This window comes from Streptomyces sp. NPDC045846 (genome assembly GCF_056431605.1).
In genome coordinates this window covers 314257-335674 of sequence record NZ_JBWKKJ010000002.1, presented here as the reverse complement: position 1 = coordinate 335674, position 21418 = coordinate 314257, and the positions used below count along the sequence as shown (strand labels likewise).

At 73.2% G+C, this 21418-nt stretch carries 15 protein-coding genes; 13 read left to right on the top strand and 2 right to left on the bottom strand.

What is annotated here, in order from left to right; translation table 11 throughout:
* The first annotated feature begins 110 nt into the window (after positions 1-110).
* Complete coding sequence (locus tag AC07F3_RS06480; RefSeq protein ID WP_479111073.1) at positions 111-3014, top strand: beta-N-acetylglucosaminidase domain-containing protein; 2904 nt, start codon at positions 111-113, stop codon at positions 3012-3014.
* Positions 3015-3042: 28 nt separating this feature from the next.
* On the opposite strand, the gene AC07F3_RS06475 is transcribed toward AC07F3_RS06480, so the two are convergent.
* The gene (locus AC07F3_RS06475; protein WP_114036812.1) at positions 3043-3579 is read right to left on the bottom strand and encodes an HNH endonuclease; all 537 of its coding nucleotides are present in this window, start codon (positions 3577-3579) and stop codon (positions 3043-3045) included.
* 250 nt (positions 3580-3829) lie between these two features.
* Here AC07F3_RS06475 and AC07F3_RS06470 point away from each other — a divergent pair, with 250 nt between their 5' ends.
* A complete protein-coding gene (locus AC07F3_RS06470; protein ID WP_479111071.1) occupies positions 3830-4897 on the top strand; it encodes a mechanosensitive ion channel family protein in 1068 nt (355 codons plus the stop codon).
* Between the two features lie 64 nt (positions 4898-4961).
* Here the strand turns inward: AC07F3_RS06470 and AC07F3_RS06465 are convergent, their stop codons facing one another.
* A complete protein-coding gene (locus AC07F3_RS06465) occupies positions 4962-6278 on the bottom strand; it encodes an eCIS core domain-containing protein (RefSeq protein ID WP_479111899.1) in 1317 nt (438 codons plus the stop codon).
* A 485-nt stretch (positions 6279-6763) separates the two neighbouring features.
* Between AC07F3_RS06465 and AC07F3_RS06460 the strand changes: the two genes are divergently transcribed.
* The 11 genes from AC07F3_RS06460 (at position 6764) to AC07F3_RS06410 (ending at position 21378) form a co-directional block, all read left to right on the top strand.
* Positions 6764-7966, top strand: a complete 1203-nt coding sequence (locus AC07F3_RS06460) for an ROK family transcriptional regulator (protein ID WP_479111069.1) — start codon at positions 6764-6766, stop codon at positions 7964-7966.
* A gap of 47 nt (positions 7967-8013) precedes the next feature.
* Positions 8014-9351 carry an ABC transporter substrate-binding protein gene (locus AC07F3_RS06455; RefSeq protein ID WP_479111067.1) on the top strand — a complete coding sequence of 446 codons (1338 nt, stop codon included), beginning with the start codon at positions 8014-8016 and terminating at the stop codon, positions 9349-9351.
* Positions 9352-9358: 7 nt separating this feature from the next.
* Positions 9359-10303, top strand: coding sequence for a carbohydrate ABC transporter permease (locus AC07F3_RS06450; protein ID WP_479111065.1), 945 nt, complete (start codon positions 9359-9361; stop codon positions 10301-10303).
* A 1-nt stretch (position 10304) separates the two neighbouring features.
* Positions 10305-11192, top strand: a complete 888-nt coding sequence (locus tag AC07F3_RS06445; RefSeq protein WP_479111064.1) for a carbohydrate ABC transporter permease — start codon at positions 10305-10307, stop codon at positions 11190-11192.
* Between the two features lie 5 nt (positions 11193-11197).
* Positions 11198-12463 (top strand): 6-phospho-beta-glucosidase, encoded by a 1266-nt coding sequence (locus AC07F3_RS06440; protein ID WP_479111062.1) that lies wholly within the window; start codon positions 11198-11200, stop codon positions 12461-12463.
* Positions 12460-13434 carry an N-acetylglucosamine kinase gene (locus AC07F3_RS06435; protein ID WP_479111060.1) on the top strand — a complete coding sequence of 325 codons (975 nt, stop codon included), beginning with the start codon at positions 12460-12462 and terminating at the stop codon, positions 13432-13434. The genes AC07F3_RS06440 and AC07F3_RS06435 overlap by 4 nt, the downstream gene beginning before the upstream one ends.
* 199 nt (positions 13435-13633) lie before the next feature.
* Entirely contained in the window at positions 13634-15052 is a 1419-nt protein-coding gene (locus AC07F3_RS06430; protein ID WP_479111058.1) for a hypothetical protein, read from the top strand.
* 185 nt (positions 15053-15237) lie between these two features.
* Positions 15238-16170 carry a glutamate ABC transporter substrate-binding protein gene (locus AC07F3_RS06425; RefSeq protein WP_479111897.1) on the top strand — a complete coding sequence of 311 codons (933 nt, stop codon included), beginning with the start codon at positions 15238-15240 and terminating at the stop codon, positions 16168-16170.
* A gap of 44 nt (positions 16171-16214) precedes the next feature.
* The gene (locus AC07F3_RS06420; RefSeq protein WP_479111056.1) at positions 16215-17552 is read left to right on the top strand and encodes a coiled-coil domain-containing protein; all 1338 of its coding nucleotides are present in this window, start codon (positions 16215-16217) and stop codon (positions 17550-17552) included.
* Between the two features lie 50 nt (positions 17553-17602).
* A complete protein-coding gene (locus AC07F3_RS06415) occupies positions 17603-20146 on the top strand; it encodes a serine/threonine-protein kinase (RefSeq protein WP_479111895.1) in 2544 nt (847 codons plus the stop codon).
* Between the two features lie 2 nt (positions 20147-20148).
* Positions 20149-21378 carry a protein phosphatase 2C domain-containing protein gene (locus tag AC07F3_RS06410; protein ID WP_479111054.1) on the top strand — a complete coding sequence of 410 codons (1230 nt, stop codon included), beginning with the start codon at positions 20149-20151 and terminating at the stop codon, positions 21376-21378.
* Positions 21379-21418 lie beyond the last annotated feature (40 nt).

Below are 21418 nucleotides of genomic sequence, written 5' to 3'. Positions count from 1 at the left end.
ACCGGGTCCATCACACCAGGCATATCAGACACATCGGCCACTCGCATTGACACCCTCGGCAGACGGGTGGTGGGCTCGTGGCTCACGCAGTGTCAGGTGAGGAGTGGCCCGTGCAGCTCGGCCGCGGGAAGAGGGCGACGGCCCTTGCCATCGCCGTGATCGGCGGCCTGATCGGGGCCGCGCCCGGTGCCCTCGCCGCACCGGCCGGGCCCGCCCTCACCGCCCTGGACCCGGCCCTGGACACCGGCCCGCTGCCCGAGGTGTGGCCCCGCCCCCAGTCCCTGACGCCCGCCGGGTCGCCGGTCGTGTTCGGGAGCGAGGCGGTGCTGCTCGCGGACCCGGGCGCCGATCCGTACGCCGTACAGGCCGTCGCGGACCTCCTGAAGGCGGCCGGGGTGCGCACCCTGCACCGTCAACTGCCGGGCGGTGGGCCGGTGTTCCGGCTCGGCGGGCCCGGCGCCGACGACGCACTGCGCGCCCTGCGGGTGCCCGCGCGGGGCGACCTGCCCTCCGGCGGCTACCGCATCGGGTCCGGCCGGGTCGGCGGCCGGGACACGGTGGCGCTCGACGGGGTCGGCGACGACGGCCTGTTCCACGCCGCGCAGACGCTGCGCCAGCTGATCGGCAGGGACCGGCACGGGGACGGGAGGATTCCGGGCGTGGCGGTGCGCGACTGGCCGGGCACGGCCGTGCGGGGCACCACCGAGGGGTTCTACGGCCGGTCCTGGAGTCTCGAACAGCGCCTGGACCAGCTGGACTTCATGGGCCGCACCAAGCAGAACCGCTACCTGTACGCGCCGGGCGACGACCCCTACCGCCAGGCCCAGTGGCGCGACCCGTACCCCGCGGAACAGCGGGACGCCTTCCGGGCGCTCGCCGAGCGGGCGGCCCGCAACCACGTGACGCTGGCGTGGGCGGTGGCGCCCGGCCAGGAGCTGTGCCTGTCCTCGGACGCCGACGTGGCGAAGCTGAACCGCAAGGTCGACGCGATGTGGGCGCTCGGGGTGCGGGCGTTCCAGTTGCAGTTCCAGGACGTCTCGTACAGCGAGTGGCACTGCGACGCGGACGCGGAAACGTTCGGCTCGGGCCCGGCGGCCGCGGCCAGGGCGCACGCCCGGGTGGCCGACGCGGTCGCCGCGCACCTCGCCGCGGCCCACCCGGGGTCCGAGCCGCTGTCGCTGCTGCCGACCGAGTACTACCAGAACGGCTCGACCACCTACCGCGACGCGCTGGCGGCCGCGCTCGACCCGGGCGTCCAGGTGGCCTGGACCGGGGTCGGGGTCGTGCCGGGCACCATCACCGGGTCCCAACTGACCGACGCGCGGGCCGCGTTGGGCCATCCGCTCGTCACGATGGACAACTACCCGGTCAACGACTACGCGCCGGGCCGCATCTTCCTCGGCCCGTACACCGGCCGCGAGCCCGCGGTCGCGGCGGGCTCGGCGGCGCTGCTCGCCAACGCGATGGAGCAGCCCGCCGCCTCCCGCATCCCGCTGTTCACCGCCGCCGACTTCGCCTGGAACCCGCGCGCCTACCAGCCGCAGGCGTCCTGGCGGGCCGCCGTCGACGACCTGGCGGGCGGCGACCCGCGGGTGCGCGAGGCGCTGACGGCGCTGGCGGGCAACGACTCCTCGTCGGTGCTCGACGGCTCCGAGTCGGCGTATCTGCGCCCGCTCATGGACGCCTTCTGGCAGGCCCGCACCGGCCCGGACGCGGCGGCGCGCGATCGCGCGGCCACCGCGCTGCGGGCCGCGTTCACGGTGATGCGGCAGGCCCCGCAGCGCCTCTCGAACGCGGCGGTGGGCGGTGAACTGGCGCCCTGGCTGGACCAGTTGGCCCGCTACGGGCAGGCCGGGGAGCTCGCCGTCGACCTGCTCCAGGCCCAGTCGGCGGGGGACGGCGCGGCGGCCTGGCGGGCCTCGCTCGCGCTGGCCCCGCTGCGCGAGGCGGCGGCCGCCGCTCCGGTCGTCGTCGGCAAGGGCGTCCTCGGCGCGTTCCTGGACCGGACGGCGCGGGAGGCCGACGCGTGGACGGGCGCGGACCACCCGCGCACCGACGTCACCGCGGCGCCGGACGCCTACACGGTCGGGCTCGGCGGCGGCCGCCCGGTGCGGGCGCTGACCGTGATGGCGCGGCCGGGCACGACCGGCGAGGTCCAGGCGTACATCCCGGGCGACGACTGGCGCACCCTGGGCCGGCTCGACGCGTCCGGGTGGACGCAGATCGCGGCGAACGGGGTGCGGGCCGACGCGGTGCGGGTGTCGGGCGACGCGTCGGGGGTGCGGCGCCTGGTGCCCTGGTACGCGGACGCCCCGCAGGCCCTGCTGGCCCTGGACAGCGCCACGGCCGACGCCGACATCGGCGGGGCCCCGCGGCGGATCACGGCCTCGGTGGCGGCGATGGGGCCCGCGGACGTGCGGGGCGCGCTCACCGCGCGGCCCCCGCGGGGCATCACGGTGCGCCTCCCCCCGGAGACGACGGTGGCCCGCGGCACCCGCACCGGCGTGCCGGTCGAGGTGAGCGTGGCGCCGGGCACGCCCGCGGGCGAGTACCGGGTGCCGCTGGCCTTCGCGGGCCAGGAGGCCACCCTGACCGTGCGGGCCTACCCGCGCACCGGCGGCCCCGATCTGATCGCGGGCTCCCGGGCGACCTCCTCCGGTGACGCGGACCCCGGGTTCCCGGCCCGGGCCGCGGCCGACGGCGACCCGGCGACGCGCTGGGCCTCGCTCCCGGACGACGGGGCCTGGTGGCAGGCCGAGCTCGCCGGGCCCGCGCGGGTCGGCCTGGTGGTGCTCCAGTGGCGGGGGCCCGGTGCCGCGCGCTACGAGGTGCGGGTGTCGTCCGACGGGCGTAGCTGGAGTACGGCGGGGACCGTGGACGCGGGGAAGGGCGGGCGCGAGTCGGTGCGGATGGACGCACGGGACGCCCGCTTCATCCGGGTCCAGGTGGTGAAGCAGGCGTCCGCCGCGGGGTGCTCCCTGTGGTCGGTCGAGGCGTACGCCGTGACGCCGTGACCCCGGGAACGACAGGGCCCGGATCGCGTCAGGCGGAGATGCCGTCGATCCGGGCCAGGGCGTCGTCCGCGCCGAAGGGTTGGAGGTAGGGCAGCCAGCGCGGGTCGCGGTGCCCCGTGCCGATGATGCGCCAGGCGAGGCCGGTGGGCGGGGCGGGCTGGTGGCGAAGGCGCCAGCCGAGCTCCAGGAGGTGGCGGTCCGCCTTGACGTGGTTGCAGCGCCGGCAGGCGGCGACGACGTTCTCCCAGGCGTGCTGGCCGCCGCGGCTGCGCGGGATGACGTGGTCGACGCTGGTTGCGACGCCACCGCAGTACATGCAACGGCCGCCGTCCCGGGCGAACAGGGCACGGCGGGTCAACGGAACGGGCCCCCGGTAGGGGACCCGCACGAATCTCTTGAGCCGCACGACGCTGGGCGCCGCGACGGCACGGGTCGCGCTATGCATGAAGGCGCCGGACTCCTCAAGGCTGACGGCCTTGTTTTCGAGGACGAGGACGAGCGCGCGGCGGAGCGGTACGACGCCGAGGGGCTCGTACGACGCATTGAGGACCAGGACATGCGGCACGGGTGCCTCCTATTACGCCGGCGGCGCGTGGCTCGCGCCGGGACGATCTGCTCTCCAGTCTCTCCTCATGGCTGGTCGAAGCGCCACCACGTCCAGGTAACGGGCTCGAAGTGTTTTCGACCACACCCCCTGCTTTCCCGCGCGCCGCGCCTTCCTCCCTCGAACACGTCAACGGAGCACAGCCCTTGCCCCGATAGTGTGGTGGGTCTGCCGCAGTCTTCGCGGCACCGCAACGCTGGAGGTTCCTGCCGTGAACTGGTCCGCCGTCCTGGCCGACGGATCGCCACCGCCCACGCCCGCGACGCTCGAGGACGCCCAGAAGTCGGCCACGGAGGCCGCGGGCTGGGTGGAGCAGAACTGGTCGACGTGGTTGTACGTCGGATTCCGCATCCTCCTGATCATCGTGATCGCCTCGGTCCTGAGAGTGCTCGTCCGCAGGGCGCTGACCAAGCTCATAGAGCGGATGAACCGCAGCGCCCAGGCGGTCGAGGGCACGGCGCTGGGCGGGCTGCTCGTCAACGCGGAGCGGCGCCGCCAGCGCTCGGAGGCCATCGGCTCGGTGCTGCGCTCGGTGGCGTCGTTCCTGATCATGGGCACGGCCGCCCTGATGGTGCTGGGCGTCCTCAACATCGACCTGGCCCCGCTGCTCGCCTCCGCGGGTGTGGCGGGCGTGGCGATCGGTTTCGGCGCGCGCAACCTGGTCACGGACTTCCTGTCCGGCGTGTTCATGATCCTTGAGGACCAGTACGGCGTCGGCGACTCGATCGACGCGGGCGTGGCCTCGGGCGAGGTGATCGAGGTCGGCCTGCGCGTGACGAAGCTGCGCGGCGCGGACGGCGAGATCTGGTACGTGCGCAACGGCGAGATCAAGCGCATCGGCAACCTGTCCCAGGGCTGGGCGACGGCCGGGGTGGACGTCCGGGTCCGCGCGTCCGAGGACCTGGAGCGGCTGCGTACGGTGATCAACGAGGCGACCGAGTCCATGGCGAAGGACGAGCCGTGGAACGAGCGCCTGTGGGGCCCGGTGGAGATCCTCGGTCTCGACGAGGTGCTGCTCGACTCGATGGTGGTGCGCGTCTCGGCGAAGACCATGCCGGGCAAGGCGCTGAGCGTGGAGCGCGAGCTGCGCTGGCGGATCAAGGTCGCGCTTGACGCGGCGGGCATCCGCATCGTCGGCGGCCTGCCGCTGGCGGAGGAGCCGTCCGCCGCCGACCCGTCGGCCGCCGTGGCCGCCCCGTCCGCGCTGGGCAACCCGACGTCCCCGCAGTCCCTGGCCACGACGCCGATCCCGAACCCGAATCCGAACCTGGCGAAGTAGCCGTGCGCGCCGAGGGGCGCCCCGCCGCACACCGCGGCGGGGCGCCCCTCGGCCGTCGCGGGCCCTAGCGGTTCCTGAGCGCGTCGTTGCCCGAGGTGCGGCCCATGTCCGCGTCCAGGGTGCCCACGTTGACCGGCACGAGGGTCACCGTGATCGCACCGGTGGAGAAGGAGACGCTGTGCCGCCCGTGGAAGCTCTCCGGGAGGTTCTGGCCGATCTCGCTCGCCGAGTGGTAGATGTCGAAGATGCCCGCGACACCGACGGTGGGGTCGGCGTCCGTGGAGCCCGCCGTCTGCTCGACGGTGATCCGGTCGCTGCCGTCCTGCGCGATGACGCCGGCGACGTGGTAGGGCCACTTGGACGAGTTCTGCGGGGTCTTGCCCTTCCACTGCGTCTCGATGATGGAGAAGGCCTCCCCGGCGTCCGGGGCCTCGGTGTGATCGTCGCCCTCGCGGTTCTGGGCGTACTGGCGGGCCCGGTCGATGTTCTTCTTGTCGCTCTCGCCGAACAGCCCGCCGCCGCGGAAGCTGCTGGCGTCCTGCCCCATCTCCAGGGCCTTGGCGTGCATGACCTCCTCGGCGGAGTGCGAGCAGTCCTCAAGGAAGGAGTGCAGCGGCACGTACGGGATGTACTGGTCCGAGCCGATCGTCGCCTTCCGCTTGCCCTCGGCCACCTCGCAGTAGCGGGGCGCGGGGACGTCGCCGCGCGCGTACAGCACGTACTGGTCGCTTCCCTTGGTGCCGCGCAGCGCGTACATCCCGGTCTGCGAGAGGCGCCAGGCGACCGAGCCGGCCTTCACCTCGGTGTACCGCTGCACCACGGGGGCGGTTTCGCTTCCCGTCCCCCGCGTGTTCTCCTGCCCGCGCGCCGCATCCTGTGCCGTGGGCCGCACCGCCGAGCGCATCACGCGCGTGGCGTTGGCCTCCGCCTCGCGCTCGAAGCGGTCGGAGGGGTCGGACACCTTGAGGCCGCCGCCGTTGTCGGTCCCGGCCACCGGGCCCTGGCGCTGCTGGATGACGTGGGTGAGTTCGTGGGCGAGGGTGTGCGGGTCCGCGCCGCCCTCGCCCACCACCACGTGGTTGCCGGAGGTGTAGGCGTGCGCCCCCACCTCGGCGGCGGACGCCTTGGCGGCACTGTCGTTGTGGATGCGCACGTCGGAGAAGTCCGCGCCGAGCCGGCTCTCCATGTCGGAACGGGTGGCCTCGTCCAGGGGGCGCCCCGGGCTGCGCAGGACGTCGTGGACGGCGGACCGCTGCACCTGCGGCGGCTCGGCCTCCCGGTGACCGCACCCGGCCCCGTGCTGGTGCTGCTCCTGCGCCCAGGAGTGCCCGGCCTGACGGAGCATCTGCACCACCGCCGCGTTGCCCACGGTGGCGTGCATCCCCGTCAGACCGGCCGGCCGCTGCGAGGCGGCGGGCTGCCGGGAGGGCGCCCGCACGGGGCCGTCGGCCTTCCGCACCGGTTCGCCATGAGCTTGCCTGGGAGTCACACGATCACCTTTCCAACGGCCGGCGGCTGCCTCGCACCACGGCCCGGGCGTCGCCGCGGGAACGCCCCCGAAGGGCGGACCACAGGCCGTGAGAGGGAACAATGGTGGTGCCCACGCTATCTCCTGACGGACCTTCACCCCACGCCGATGCCCGCGGCGGCAACTCCCCGGAGAACGGGCCCGCTTGGGCCGGGGCCGCCGGGAGGCGGCGCGGCCGGTCCCCGCCACACGCCCCCGCCCGCATCAGGTAACGCTTTGGTAGCCGCGGCGCTCCGGGCCATTGACGCGCCGCTGACGTGCGCCCTACGTTCCTCTCATCGAATAGGAAACTTTCCTAACAGTGATGTGGGAACGGCGAAGGGGGAGGTGGATTCGTCGTGGCCGGTACTACCCCGGGAACCCCGCGCGTACTCCGCGCCATGAACGACCGGGCCGCGCTCGACCTGCTCCTGGAGCACGGGCCGCTCTCGCGCACCCGGATCGGCAAGCTCACCGGCCTCTCCAAGCCGACCGCCTCCCAGCTGCTCGCCCGCCTCGAAGCGGCGGGCCTCGTCGTCGCCACCGGCACCACCGCGGGGCGCCCCGGCCCCAACGCCCAGCTGTACGCGGTGAACGCGACGGCCGCCCACGTGGCGGGGCTCGACGTCACGCCCGAGCGGATCCGCGCCGCCGTCGCCGACGTGGCGGGCGGTGTCGTCGGGGAGTCCGAGGTCGCCACGCCCGGCCGGCGCGCCGAGTCCGTGGTGCGGCAGGTGACCGACGCCCTGGACGGCGCGGTGAAGGCCGCCGGACTCGCGCGGGCCGATGTGCACCGGGTCGTGATCGGCACCCCGGGCGCCTTCGACCCCGGCACCGGCCGGCTGCGCTACGCCTCGCACCTGCCGGGCTGGCACTCCCCCACCCTGCTCGACGAGCTGGCGGCGGCCCTGCCGATGCCCGTCGAGTACGAGAACGACGTCAACCTCGCCGCCATCGCCGAGCAGCGCCTGGGCGCGGCCCGCGGCCACGACGACTTCGTGCTGCTGTGGAACGAGGGCGGGCTCGGCGCCGCGCTCGTCATCGGCGGACGGCTGCACCGCGGGTTCACCGGCGGCGCGGGCGAGGTCGGCTTCCTGCCGGTGCCCGGTGCCCCGCTCGTCCGCCATGTCACCAAGGCGAACTCCGGCGGCTTCCAGGAGCTGGCCGGCGGGCAGGCACTGCCCCGCCTCGCCCGCGCACTCGGCGTCCACGACCTCCCGAGCGGAAGCGAGAACGAGGTGGCCGCCGCCCTGATCTCCCGAGGCGCCGAGGCCGAGCGCGGCCCCGAGAAGGAGCTCCTCCAGGCGTTCGCGACCGGGCTCGCCACCGGCCTCGCCTCGATGGTCGCCGTGCTCGACCCGGAGCTCGTCGTGCTGTCGGGCGGCCTGATCGCCGCCGGGGGCGAGCCGCTGCGCGCGCTCGTCCAGCACGAACTGGCCGAGCTGGCCGCCTCCCGGCCCCGGCTCGTGATCGGGGAAGTTGCCCAACTGCCCGTGCTGCGCGGCACGTTGGAGGCGGCGCTGGCCACCACGCGCGACGAAGTCTTCGACACCACTCGCTGAACACCCACCCGATCCCCCTCACACCACCCCCGTCGGGAGACCCCGCCATGCCCAGAATCCGCCGGACCCCGGCCGTCGCCCTGGCCGCGACCGCCTCCATAGCCCTGCTCGCCTCCGCCTGTACGGGCCAGAGCGGCACCAGCGCGAGCGACGACGCGTCCAAGGACACGACGATCACGTTCTGGCACGGCTGGAACGCCCCCAACGAGGTCAAGGCCATCCAGGCCAGCGTGGACGCCTTCCAGCAGGCGCACCCCAACATCCACGTCAAGGTCGTCGGCGACATCAACGACGACAAGATCAACCAGGCACTGCGCGCGGGCGGTTCGAACGCTCCGGACGTGGTGTCGTCGTTCACCACGAACAACGTGGGCAAGTTCTGCTCGTCCAACGCCTTCGTCGACCTCGCCCCGTTCCTGAAGAAGGACGGCATCGACCCGGCGAAGACGTTCCCCAAGACCATGAACGAGTACACCCAGTTCCAGGGCAAGCGCTGCACCCTGCCGCTCCTGGGCGACTCGTACGCCCTCTACTACAACAAGGACGCCTTCAAGGCGGCCGGGATCACCGAGCCGCCCAAGACGTGGTCGCAGTTCGCCGAGGACGCCAAGAAGCTGACCAAGCCCACGGGCGACACCTTCGAGCAGCTCGGCTTCATGCCGAACTACCACGCCTACGAGACGACGACCGAGCACTACCTCGCGCAGTGGTCGCCGACCTACTTCGACGCGAACGGCAAGTCGAACATCGCCAAGGACCCGGCCTTCGAGAAGGGCCTCGCCTTCCAGAAGCAGCTCGTCGACGACCTCGGCGGCTTCACCAAGCTGGAGAAGTACCGCTCCTCCTTCGGCGAGGAGTACGGCGACAAGAACCCGTTCAACACGGGCCAGTTGGCGATGGCGATGGACGGCGAGTGGCGCCTGGGCATGGCGCTGGACAGCAAGCCGAAGTTCGACATCGGGGTGGCACCGCTGCCCGTCCCGGACGACCAGGTGGCCACCTGGGGCAAGGGCTATCTGACCGGCACCATCGCGGGCATCGCGGCCACCTCGAAGAAGCAGAACGCGGCCTGGGAACTGGTCAAGTTCATGACCACCAACACCGACGCGGTGGTCAACTTCGCCAACGCCATCCACAACGTGCCCTCCACCCTCGACGCCCTCAAGTCGCCCAGGCTCCAGCTGGATCCGCGCTTCAAGACCTTCCTGGACATCGCGCAGAACCCGAACTCCACCACCAGCCCCGCCTCCGTCAACGGCGGCCAGTACCTGGTGTCGCTGCAGAACCTCGGCTACGAGGTGGAGAGCGGCAAGCGGAGCGACATCAAGGCGGGGCTCGCCGCAACCGCCCAGGAGATCGACGCCGCGATCGCGCAGGCGAAGTAGCCCGGCCATGAGCAGCACGTACACACTGCGCGCCAAGCACCGCCGCTCGGCGCTGCGCACCCTGGCGTTCCTGTCGCCCTGGCTGATCGGCTTCGGCCTCTTCTTCGCCTACCCGCTGATCTCCACGGTCTACTTCTCCTTCACCCACTACGACGGCTTCGGCGCGGCCACCTTCGACGGCCTCAAGAACTGGTCGTACGTCTTCGGCGACTACCCGCTGTTCTGGCCCGCGCTGCGCAACACCCTGTGGCTGGTGGTCGTGATGGTCGCCTGCCGGGTGGTGTTCGGGCTCGGCGTCGGCATGCTCATCACCAGGATCAAGACGGGTGTGGGCGTCTTCCGCACCCTGTTCTACCTGCCCTACCTCGCCCCGCCGGTCGCGGCGACGCTCGGCTTCGTCTTCCTGCTCAACCCCGGTACGGGGCCGGTCAATTCGCTCCTGGGCGACGTGGGCATCCCGGCGCCCGACTGGTTCACCGACCCGTCCTGGTCCAAGCCCGCGCTGACCCTGCTCGCGGTGTGGGGCGTCGGCGACCTCATGGTCATCTTCATGGCCGCGCTGCTCGACGTGCCCAAGGAGCAGTACGAGGCGGCCGAGTTGGACGGCGCGTCCGCGTGGCAGCGGTTCCGCTACGTCACGCTGCCGAACATCTCGCCCATCGTGATGTTCGCCGTGGTCACCGGCGTCATCCAGGCGATGCAGAGCTACACCCAGCCGCTGGTGGCGGGCAAGGTCGCCTCCGGCCACGTCGGCAACTCGGGCCAGCAGTTCGAGCCCGGCTACCCCGACAAGTCGACGCTGACCCTGCCCCAGGTCATCTACAACCTGGGCTTCCAGCGCTTCGACTACGGCTCCGCCTGTGTGGTCGCGCTGGTCCTGTTCGCCCTCTCCATGGTCTTCACCGCGCTCCTCATCAAGCGGCGCGGCGGACTGATCCAGGCAGGTGAGTGAGATGACGTACGTGTGGGAGGCACCGAAGGCCGCGGCCGCCACCCCGGCGGCCAGGGTGGCCCGCCGCAAGGCCCTGCTCCAGTGGATCGCGGTGCACTCGCTCGGCGTCGCGGCCGCGCTGTTCTTCGTGCTGCCCTTCGTCTTCCTGCTGCTCACCTCGCTGATGGACGACCAGCAGACCCTGACCCGGGACCTGGTCCCGCACCACTGGGCGTGGTCCAACTACCGCAAGGTGTTCGACACCCCGGGCTTTCTGACCTGGTGGAAGAACACCCTGCTCTACGCCGGGCTCGGCACCGTGCTCAGCGTCGTGTCGTCGGTGCCGGTGGCCTACGCGCTCGCCAAGTTCCGCTTCCGCGGCCGCAACCTGTCGCTGGTGCTGGTCATCTCGATGATGATGCTGCCGCCCCAGGTGATCATCATCCCGATGTACCTGTTCTGGGCGAAGCAGCTCGACATGGCGGGCACGCTCTGGCCGCTGATCATCCCGCTGGCGTTCGGCGACGCGTTCTCCATCTTCCTGCTGCGCCAGTTCCTGATGACCATCCCCAACGAGTACCTGGACGCGGCGAAGGTCGACGGGTGCGGGGAGCTCAGGACGCTGATCAAGGTGGTGCTGCCGATGGCGCGCCCCGGCATCGCCGCCGTCGCGCTCTTCCAGTTCTTCTACGCCTGGAACGACTACTTCGGACCGCAGATCTACGCGTCCGACACGCCCGCCTCCTGGACGCTGAGCTACGGCCTGGAGTCCTTCAAGGGCGCGCACCATACCGACTGGAACCTGACCATGGCCGCGACCGTACTGGTCATGGCCCCCGTGATCCTCGTCTTCTTCTTCGCACAGAAGGCTTTCGTCGAGGGCGTCACGCTGACCGGAGTGAAGGGCTGATCGCATTGAAGCTCGCAGTAGTGGGGGGCGGGTCCACCTACACCCCCGAACTCATCGACGGCTTCGCCCGGTTGCGGGACACGCTGCCGATCAGTGAGCTCGTCCTGGTCGACCCGGCCGCCGACCGCCTCGCACTGGTGGGCGGCCTCGCCCGGCGCATCTTCGCCCGGCAGGGCCACCCGGGGAAGATCGTCACCACCTCCGACCTGGACGCGGGCGTCGAGGGCGCGGACGCGGTGCTGCTCCAGCTGCGCGTCGGCGGCCAGGCCGCCCGCCAGGAGGACGAGACGTGGCCGCTCGAATGCGGCTGCGTGGGCCAGGAGACCACCGGCGCGGGCGGCCTCGCCAAGGCCCTGCGGACCGTGCCGGTCGTCCTCGACATCGCCGAGCGCGTCCGCCGGACCAACCCCGACGCCTGGATCATCGACTTCACCAACCCGGTGGGCATCGTGACCCGCGCCCTGCTCCAGGCCGGGCACAAGGCGGTGGGCCTGTGCAACGTGGCCATCGGCCTCCAGCGCAAGTTCGCCGCCCTGCTCGGGGTGGCACCCGCGGAGGTCCACCTCGACCACGTCGGCCTCAACCACCTGACCTGGGAACTCGGGGTGCGGCTCGGCGGACCGCGGGGCGACGACGTGCTGCCGAAACTGCTCGCCGAGCACGGCGACGCCATCGCCGACGACCTGCGGCTGCCCCGCCAGGTGCTCGACCGGCTCGGCGTGGTCCCCTCGTACTACCTGCGGTACTTCTACGCGCACGACGAGGTGGTGCGCGAGCTCGCCACCAAGCCGTCCCGGGCCGCCGAAGTCGCGGCGATGGAACGGGAGTTGCTCGCGATGTACGGCGACCCGGCGCTCGACGAGAAGCCCGCGCTGCTCGCCAAGCGCGGCGGCGCCTTCTACTCGGAGGCGGCCGTCGACCTGGCGGCCTCACTGCTCGGCAACGGGGGCAGCCCCTTCCAGGTCGTCAACACGTACAACAACGGCACCCTGCCCTTCCTCGCCGACGACGCGGTGATCGAGGTCCCGGCCCGGGTGGACGCCACGGGCGCGGTCCCGCTGGCGGTGCCCGCACTCGACCCGCTGTACGCGGGACTGATCGCGCACGTCACCGCGTACGAGGACCTCGCGCTGGAGGCCGCCCTGCGCGGCGGGCGCGACCGGGTGTTCCGGGCCCTGCTCGCCCACCCGCTGGTCGGGCAGTACGACCAGGCCGACGGGCTCACCGACCGGCTGATCGCGCACAACCGGGAGCACCTCGCGTGGGCATGAGTGTGCTGGCGATCGACGCCGGCAACAGCAAGACCGATGTGGCACTGATCGGGGCGGACGGCACGGTGCTCGGCACCGCCAGGGGCGGCGGCTTCAGGCCGCCGGCGGTGGGGGTGGAGGTGGCCATGCACATGCTGGCCACCACGGTGGAGGAGGCCCACCTCGCCTCCCGCGACCCCGGCCCGCTGCGGGTCGGGCACGTCTCGGCGTGCCTGGCCAACGCCGATCTGCCGGTCGAGGAGAAGGAGTTGGCGGCGGCCCTTGAGGCGCGCGGCTGGGGGGAGTCGGTGCGGGTGTACAACGACACCTTCGCGATCCTGCGCGCCGGGCTGCCCGGCGGCGCCGAGCCGTGCGGGGTGGCGGTGGTGTGCGGCGCGGGCATCAACTGCGTCGGGATGACCCCGGACGGGCGCACCGCCCGCTTCCCCGCGATCGGGAAGATCTCCGGCGACTGGGGCGGGGGCGGCGGCCTCGCCGAGGAGGCCCTGTACTTCGCGGCGCGCGCCGAGGACGGCCGCGGCGAGCCGACCGCGCTCGCGGCCGCGCTGCCCGCCCACTTCGGGCTCGCCTCGATGTACGACCTGATCGAGGCGCTGCACCTCGAGAAGATCCCGGTCGCGCGGCGGCACGAGCTGAGTCCGGTCCTGTTCGAGGTCGCGGCGGCCGGGGACCCGGTGGCCCGCTCCCTCGTGGACCGGCAGGCCGAGGAGATCGTGGCCCTGGCGGCGGTCGCCCTGGACCGGCTCGGCCTGCTCGGCGTGGAGACGCCCGTGCTGCTCGGCGGCAGCGTGCTCGCCGCCCGCCATCCCCAACTGGACGACGGCGTACGGGAGTTGCTGGCCGTGCGGGCCCCCAAGGCGGTGCCGCGGGTGGTGACCACCTCGCCCGTGCTCGGCGCGGGGCTGCTGGGCCTGGACCACGTGTCCGCGCCCGAGGCGGCCCACACGCGGCTGCGCGCCCAGTACGCGTAGCCGGGCCGGTGCGGGGTCCCGGGGAACCGAATGGTCCGGGACCGCGTATACATGGTGGGGACGTGGGGCAGGGGGCAAGGGGGTTTCCGGCGGGCACCGCCAGGGGCACGCATCCGCAGGTAACAAGATCCAGACACCCCTGGATGGTTGTCGGTCCCTGCGGCCATACTGCCTAGGCAGCGACCGAGGGGGAGGTCAGGTGGCGAATCCGCCGAACGTGCGCGAACCGGAGGCGCGGGAGTCCGCGGCCCGGGCCGCGGCGCAGCGACCCGGCACGCGCCGGGGCCGGGCCGGGTCCCGGGAGGGGGCGACCCCCGGCCTCGCTGAGCCGAGGCCCTGGGCAAGGCTGCGCGCCGCCGCCTCGACCGAGCCCGGCCGCCTGTGGATCATCGGTACGGTCGTGGCGGTGCTGGTGGTGGCCTTCGGCTCCGCCACCGCCTGGGAGATCTCGGACCGCTCGGCCGCCGCCGACGACGTGGTCAGCCGCAGCCAGCCGCTGAGCGCCGACGCCGCCTCCATCTACCGCTCGCTCGCCGACGCCGACACGGCTGCCGCGAGCGGGTTCCTCGCGGGCGGCCAGGAGCCCCTCGACGTACGCCGGCGGTACGACACGGACATCGCGACCGCCTCGCGGCTGCTGGTCAAGGCGGCCGCGAACACGTCGGGTTCGGCCGAGTCGACGCAGCAGATCGCCACCCTCAACGAGCAGCTCCCGCTCTACAACGGGCTGGTCGAGCAGGCGCGCGCCAACAACCGGCAGGGCTTCCCGGTCGGCGGCGCCTATCTGCGCTTCGCCAACCAGAAGATGAGCACCAGCCTGCTGCCCGCGGCGCAGAAGCTGTACGAGGCCGAGACGGGCCGGCTCTACGACGACTACGACCAGGCCGACGCGTGGCCGTACGCGGCGACCGTCGTGGGCCTGGTCGCGCTCGGCGGCCTCGTGTGGGTCCAGCGGCGCAACTACCTGCGCACCAACCGGGTGTTCAACCACGGCCTGCTCGCCGCGACCGCCGCCTCCACGGTGGTCCTGCTGTGGCTGGTGGTGGGGCACGCGGTGGCCTCGTCCGACCTGGCCACCTCGCGCACGCACGGCCAGGAGTCGCTGAAGGTCCTCAACGACGCCCGGATCAGCTCGCTCCAGGCGCGCGCCAACGAGAACCTGACGCTGGTGGCCCGGGGCGCGGTGCTCACCGCGGACGGCAAGGACCTGTACGAGGCGGAGTTCACCAAGGAGATGTCCTCGCTGTCGGGCAGGCTCGACGCGGCGGTGAAGCTCGCGGACGACGGCACGGGCAGGACGCCGGTGCGAAGCGCCCAGGGCGACATGGCCGAGTGGCAAAAGCGCCACGCCGCGGCCCGCAAGACGGACGACAGTGGTGACTACGACGGCGCCCTGACGCAGGTCATCGGCGCGAAGGGCTCGACCGGCGAGTGCTTCGACCAGGTGGACAAGGCCCTCGACACGGCGATCGCGCACGAGCAGGACGAGTTCACCACGGCCGCCTCCGACGGCAGGGGCGCCCTGACCGGGCTCCCGGTGGGCGCGGCGGTCCTCGCGGTGCTCGCGGCGGCGGGCGCGGGCGTCGGCATCAGCCGCCGGCTCGCGGAGTACAGGTGAGCGGCGTGGACAGCGGCAACGGACGCGCCGACGGCGGACGGGCGAGAGGGGTCGAGATGAGCGGCGCGAAGAGCCCGGCGGACCCGGCACACCCGGCCGCCCCCGGCACCGGCCTGCCCGGCCGGGCCCGGGGCCCGGTCCGGCGCACGGCGGGACGGCTGCGCGGCTGGGGCGGGGTGGCCGGCATGGGACTGGCCCTCGCCCTCGCCGCGGGCGCGCTGATCCCGCTGAGCGGGCACACCACCGGTGACGCGGCGAGCGTGGTGGGCCCCGGGACCGCGCGGGGCGTGCAGGCCAGGGCCGACGACTGCAAGGACCCGGAGGCGAGCCTGCCCGCGTCCGCGGCGGGCGGGCCCGACATCGACGTCATCAAGCAGCGCGGCAAGCTGATCGCGGGCGTCGACCAGAACAGCTTCCGCTGGGGCTACCGCAACCCGACGACGCGTACCCTCGAAGGCTTCGACATCGACCTGGTGAAGGCGATCGCGAAGAACATCCTGGGCGACGAGAACGCGGTCATCTACCGTGCCATCCCCACCAGCCAGCGCATCCCCGCCCTCCAGAACGGCACGGTCGACGTGGTCGTGCGGACCATGACCGTCAACTGCACCCGGATCAAGCAGGCCTCCTTCTCGACCGCCTACTTCGAGGCGGGCCAGCAGGTGCTCGCCCCCAAGGCCTCCGCCATCACGGGCTTCGACGACTCGCTGAAGGGCAAGCGGGTCTGCGTGGCGGCGGGCTCCACCGCCTTCGACGCGCTCAAGGCCGACCCGCACGGCGCGGACTACCAGGACTTCACGGTCCCCAACCAGCTGGACTGCCTGGTCCGCCTCCAGCAGAACGTGGTGGACGCGGTCGTCACCGACAACGCGCTCGCCGCCGGACAGGCCGCCCAGGACCCGGCGGTCCAGCTGAAGGGCAGCCCGTTCACCACCGAGTACTACGGCGTCGCGGTGAAGCTCGGCAACACCGACCTGGTGCAGCGCATCAACCAGGTCCTGGTGGACTACCGCAACGGCGGCAGCGGCAGCCCGTGGATGACGGCGTACCGCAAGTGGCTCGCCGCCGACCTGCCCGGCATATCCGGGCCCCCCGCACCCAAGTACCGGACAGGATGAGCGCGTTGACGGCGGAGTCGTACCACAGAGCGGAGAGGTGATCGATGGGCGCGGGACCCTCCCCCAGCTCCACCGGAAGGCCCCCTGAGCCGGTCGGGCCGGTCATGGACCGGGACGAGGTGGACCGTGCCCTGGCACGCCTCGGCGCCGAGCACGAGGCCGTCGAGACCTCGCTGCTCGCCCTCCAGGACCATGCCGGGCGCCGGCTCCTCGAAGGCGCGGGCCTGACCGGCGTCACCAAGGAGCGCTGGGCGGCCACCGAGCAGTCGATCTCGCTGCTCTGGGCGTACTTCGACGCGTACGCGGCGGCCCTGGAGTCCGCGCGCGAGCTGCGCGCCAGGCGGCGCTGGCCCGGGCGGGACGACCTGGTGGAGCTGACCGACCGGCTGCGCGGCGAGTCCGTGACGCTCTCGGGCGCCGCGCTGCACGCCGCCCCGACGCTGGGCGGCCCGGCCAGGCTGACCGAGCGGTTCACCCTGGGCGAGCTGGTGAACCGGATGAACGAGCTGTACGCGCACGCGCTCGACGTGGTGGTGGCGGCCGACGCGGTGTGGTCGGCGCTGCCCGCCCGGATAGACCTCCTGGCCGCCGAGCTGCACCGCACCCGGCAGCTCGCGCACTCGGTGGGCGTGCGCCCCGGCGAGCATCCCTCGGGCGACGACCTGGAGTCGATCACGGCCGAGCTGACCGAGCTGCGCGCCCAGGTGGTGTCCGACCCGCTCGCGTTCTGGGTGCCCGCGCCGGGCAGCTCGGCGCCGGGCGGCGGCCGCCCCGACACCGCGCGCTACGACCGGGCGGCCCGCGCCCTGGAGGACGTGCGCCGCGAGATCGACGCGGTGCTGACGGTCCGTCAGGATGCCGAGCAGCGGCTCGTGCGGCTGCGTGACGTGCTGTCGCGCGCCGACCGCACGCTGGCCGAGGCCCGCTCCGCGCGCGGCGAGGTCCTCGCGAAGATCGCCGCGAGCGAGGTGCCCGCCGTGAGCGGCCCCTCGATCGCGCTCCAGGAGCAGCTGGCCACCGCCGCCGAGTACCGCAGGCACGCGCAGTGGCACCGGCTCTCGCCGCTGCTCGAATCCCTTGAGCGGGAGGCGGAGGACGAACTGCTGCGCGCCCGCGAGTCGTTGACGGCGGTCACCGCGCCGCTCGCGGTCCGCGCGGAGCTGCGCGGCCGGCTCGACGCGTACAAGGCGAAGGTCGCCCGGCACGGCATGGCCGAGGACCCGCTCCTGATCGAGCGGTACGACGCGGCCCGCCGGATGCTGTGGTCGGCGCCCTGCGACCTGCGCGTCGCCGAGGAGGCCGTGCTCCGCTACCAGCGGGCGGCGGCGGACGTCCTGGTCCCGAGACATCCCGGGCCCGTCGACCAGAGGGGGGAATCGTGAGCGAGAACACCCAGTGCCAGCGCCCCGGTTGCGCGGGTTCGTACGAGGACATGGGCGGCGGCGAGCTGTACTGCGACACGTGCGGGCTCGCGCCCGTCGTCTCGCCGACGGGGATGGTGTCCTCGCCGCCGACCGGGATCACCGGCGGCGGCCACCGCTCCGCGTCGCAGTCCTCGCGCTCGTCCTCGCGCGGTTCGTCGCGCTCCTCGCGGTCCTCGACCTCGCGGCGCTCGGTCTCCGGGCGGCTGTCGTCGCTGAGCGGCGCCTCCACCTCGCGTTCGGTCTCGGTGCGCAGCTCGGGCTCGTCGGCCGGTTCGTCGGCGCGCAGCCGGCTGGGCGCGGGTCTGGTGTTGGTGCCCGGGGTGCCGCGCCCCGATCCGCGCTCGGCGGTGATGGAGCGACCCGAGGTCCCCGAGCGGAAGCGGTTCTGCTCGCGTTCGGACTGCGGGGCGCAGGTGGGCCGTTCGCGCGGCGACCGGCCCGGGCGTACCGAGGGCTTCTGCACCAAGTGCGGCCACCCGTACTCCTTCGTGCCCAAGCTGCACGCGGGCGACATCGTGCACGGCCAGTACGAGGTGGTGGGCTGCCTGGCCCACGGCGGCCTGGGCTGGGTCTACCTCGCCGTCGACCGCGCGGTCTCCGACCGCTGGGTGGTCCTCAAGGGCCTGCTGGACACCGGCGACCAGGACGCGATGGCGGCGGCGATCTCGGAGCGGCGCTTCCTCGCCGAGATCGAGCACTCCAACATCGTGCGGATCTACAACTTCGTGGAGCACCTGGACCAGCGGACCGGTTCGCTCGACGGCTACATCGTCATGGAGTACGTCGGCGGCAAGTCGCTGAAGGAGATAGCCAACGAGCGCCGCACGACGGCGGGCAAGCGCGACCCGCTGCCCGTCGAGCAGGCCTGCGCGTACGGCATCGAGGCGCTGGAGGCGCTCGGTCATCTGCACAGCCGCAACCTGCTGTACTGCGACTTCAAGGTGGACAACGCGATCCAGACCGAGGACCAGCTGAAGCTGATCGACATGGGCGCGGTGCGCCGCATGGACGACGACGAGTCGGCGATCTACGGCACGGTCGGCTACCAGGCGCCCGAGGTCGCCGAGCTCGGCCCCTCGGTCGCCTCCGACCTGTACACGGTGGCGCGCACCCTGGCCGTCCTCACCTTCGACTTCCAGGGCTACACGAACGTCTACGTGGACAGCCTGCCGGACCCCGACAAAATCGAGGTGTTCCGCAAGTACGAGTCGTTCTACCGGTTCCTGGTGCGGGCCACCGACCCGGATCCGGCGCGCCGGTTCGCCTCCGCGCAGGAGATGGCGGAGCAGCTGACGGGGGTGCTGCGCGAGGTCGTGGCGCTCCAGACGGGCCGGCCACGGCCCGCCCTTTCGACGCTGTTCGGCACCGAACTGCGCGTCACGGACACGAAGTTGTTCGCCGAGCTGAGCGGGGACGTCTCGCGGCTCGGGGCGCGGGTGGCGCCGGTCGGCAGACGGGCCCGCAAGGCGCTCGCGGCCGCCCCGGCCCCGGCCGCCCTTCCGGTGGGCGCGCCGCCCGTGCCCGCGCTCGCGCCGAGCACCGGGAACCCGCCGCACCCGGCGACGCAGGGCGCCATCCCGGTGCCGCGCGCCGAGGGCACCACCGGCGGCGCCCCCTACGGCGCGCCACCGCTCGCACCGCTCGACCCGCGGGGCACCGCCCTCGCGCTGCCCGTGCCGCACGTGGACCCGGGCGACCCCAACGCGGGCTTCCTGGCGGGCCTGATGGCGGCGGCGCCCGCCGAGCTGATCACCGCGCTGCACTCGGCCCCGGCCGACTCCATCGAGCGCAGACTGCGCGAGCTGCGGGCCCGGCTCGACATGAACGAGCAGGTGTCCGCGGCCAAGGCGCTGGACGCGCTGGAGGCCGACCATCCGGACGACTGGCGGGTGGTCTGGTACCGGGGCCTGGCCTCGCTCGCGGCGGGCGACAACGAGAACGCGGCGCTGTCCTTCGACGCGATCTACGACGCCTTCCCCGGCGAGCCCGCCCCCAAGCTGGCGCTCGGCGTGTGCGCGGAGGTGCTCGGCCAGCTCGACAACGCCGCGGAGTACTACCGCCTGGTGTGGACGACCGATCCGAGCTACGTGAGCGCCGCGTTCGGGCTGGCCCGGGTGCAGCTCGCCGCCGGGGACCGCACCAGCGCCGTACGGACCCTGGAGTCGGTGCCCGAGGCCTCCATCCACTACACGGCGGCCCGGGTCGCGGCGGTCCGGGCGCGGTTGCGCAGCCGGGCCCCGCAGGACCTGTCGATCGCGGACCTGACGGCGGCCGCGGCCCAGGTCGAGGCGCTCGACGCGTTCGGTCTCGACGCGGTACGCCGTGAACAGCTGGCGACCGAGGTCCTGGGCACCGCCCTGGACTGGGTACTGTCGAGGGGCACCGGCGGGCAGGCGAAGACCGCACTGCTCGGCAGCGAAGTCGACGAGCGGGGCCTGCGCTTCGGTCTGGAACGTTCGTACCGGGTGCTCGCCCGGCTCGCACAGCGTGGCGAGGAAAGGATCGACCTGGTGGAACGGGCCAACCGATTCCGCCCCCGGACCTGGGTGTGACGATGTCGCAGACGCATCAGCTCGCCGCCTGCCCCGGCTGCGAAGAGCCGCTGGAGACGGGGGACCGTTTCTGCGGTGCCTGCGGGTACGACCTGTCGGCCGTGCCCGAGCCGCCGCTCGACCATCCGACGGTCGAGCTGGCCTCCCCCGCCGCCGACCGCGGGCCCCAACTCCCCGGCCCCGCGGGGGCGGACGGGCAAGCGGACGAGGGGGCCGACGCGGAGGAGTACCTGATCCCGGCGCCCGACCCCCGTGCCGCCGAGCCCGACCCCGCCACCCATGTCGCACGGCCCCCGCTCCCCGGCGCCAAGGTGTGCGTGGCGTGCCGGGCCGGGCGGGTCGACGACGACGGCTACTGCGAGAACTGCGGGCACGCCCAGCCGCGCGAGCGCGACCACATGGAGGAGGAGCTCGAAGCGGTCTCCGCGGTGAGCGACCGCGGGCTTCGCCACCACCGCAACGAGGACTCCTTCGCGGTGTCCTCGACCGCGCTGCCCGACGGCTCGCCCGCCGTGGTGGCGATCGTCTGCGACGGGGTGTCGTCGGCGACCCGCCCCGACGAGGCCTCCGCGGCCGCGGCCACCGCCGCCAACGAGTCGCTGCTCGCGGCGCTGCCCCAGGGCACGCACCCCCAGCAGGCCATGCACGACGCGATCCTCGCGGCCGCCGAGGCCGTCAACTCCCTGGCCACCGAGCCCGGCCAGGCCCCGCCGCACGATCCGCACCGGCACCAGAACGCCCCGGCCTGCACCCTGGTGGGGGCCGTCTCGGCGGGCGGCCTCCTGGTGGTGGGCTGGGTCGGCGACAGCCGTGCGTACTGGGTGCCCGACGACCGCGGGACCGCTCCGGCGCGGCTGACCGAGGACGACTCCTGGGCCGCGCAGATGGTGGCGGCCCGGCTGATGAGCGAGGCCGACGCCTACGCCGACGAGCGGGCGCACGCCATCACGGGGTGGCTGGGGGCCGACGCGTACGAACTGGACCCGCACACCGCCTCGTTCAAGCCGGACCGCTCCGGCGTGGTGGTGGTCTGCACGGACGGACTGTGGAACTACGCAGAGGCCGCCGAGGAGATGGCCCGCGTCATCCCGGCGGACGCCGCCGAGCGGCCTCTGCACAGCGCCCAGGTGCTCGTCGGCCACGCCCTCGACGGCGGCGGCCACGACAACGTAACAGTGGCGGTGCTCCCGTTCGCGGTGGAGCAGCAAGGGGCAGGATCCGCCTACCACTAGGCCTCCGCCCCTATTGCGCCACTTGGTTCACTTCTTTCAC

Excerpts from the sequence above, each read along its gene's own strand:
- AC07F3_RS06465 (WP_479111899.1), bottom strand. The coding sequence starts at position 6,278 with ATGCACGCCACCGTGGGCAACGCGGCGGTGGTGCAGATGCTCCGTCAG.
- AC07F3_RS06455 (WP_479111067.1), top strand. The coding sequence starts at position 8,014 with ATGCCCAGAATCCGCCGGACCCCGGCCGTCGCCCTGGCCGCGACCGCC.
- AC07F3_RS06450 (WP_479111065.1), top strand. The coding sequence starts at position 9,359 with ATGAGCAGCACGTACACACTGCGCGCCAAGCACCGCCGCTCGGCGCTG.
- AC07F3_RS06445 (WP_479111064.1), top strand. The coding sequence starts at position 10,305 with ATGACGTACGTGTGGGAGGCACCGAAGGCCGCGGCCGCCACCCCGGCG.
- AC07F3_RS06435 (WP_479111060.1), top strand. The coding sequence starts at position 12,460 with ATGAGTGTGCTGGCGATCGACGCCGGCAACAGCAAGACCGATGTGGCA.
- AC07F3_RS06425 (WP_479111897.1), top strand. The coding sequence starts at position 15,238 with ATGGGACTGGCCCTCGCCCTCGCCGCGGGCGCGCTGATCCCGCTGAGC.
- AC07F3_RS06420 (WP_479111056.1), top strand. The coding sequence starts at position 16,215 with ATGGGCGCGGGACCCTCCCCCAGCTCCACCGGAAGGCCCCCTGAGCCG.
- AC07F3_RS06415 (WP_479111895.1), top strand. The coding sequence starts at position 17,603 with ATGGGCGGCGGCGAGCTGTACTGCGACACGTGCGGGCTCGCGCCCGTC.
- AC07F3_RS06410 (WP_479111054.1), top strand. The coding sequence starts at position 20,149 with ATGTCGCAGACGCATCAGCTCGCCGCCTGCCCCGGCTGCGAAGAGCCG.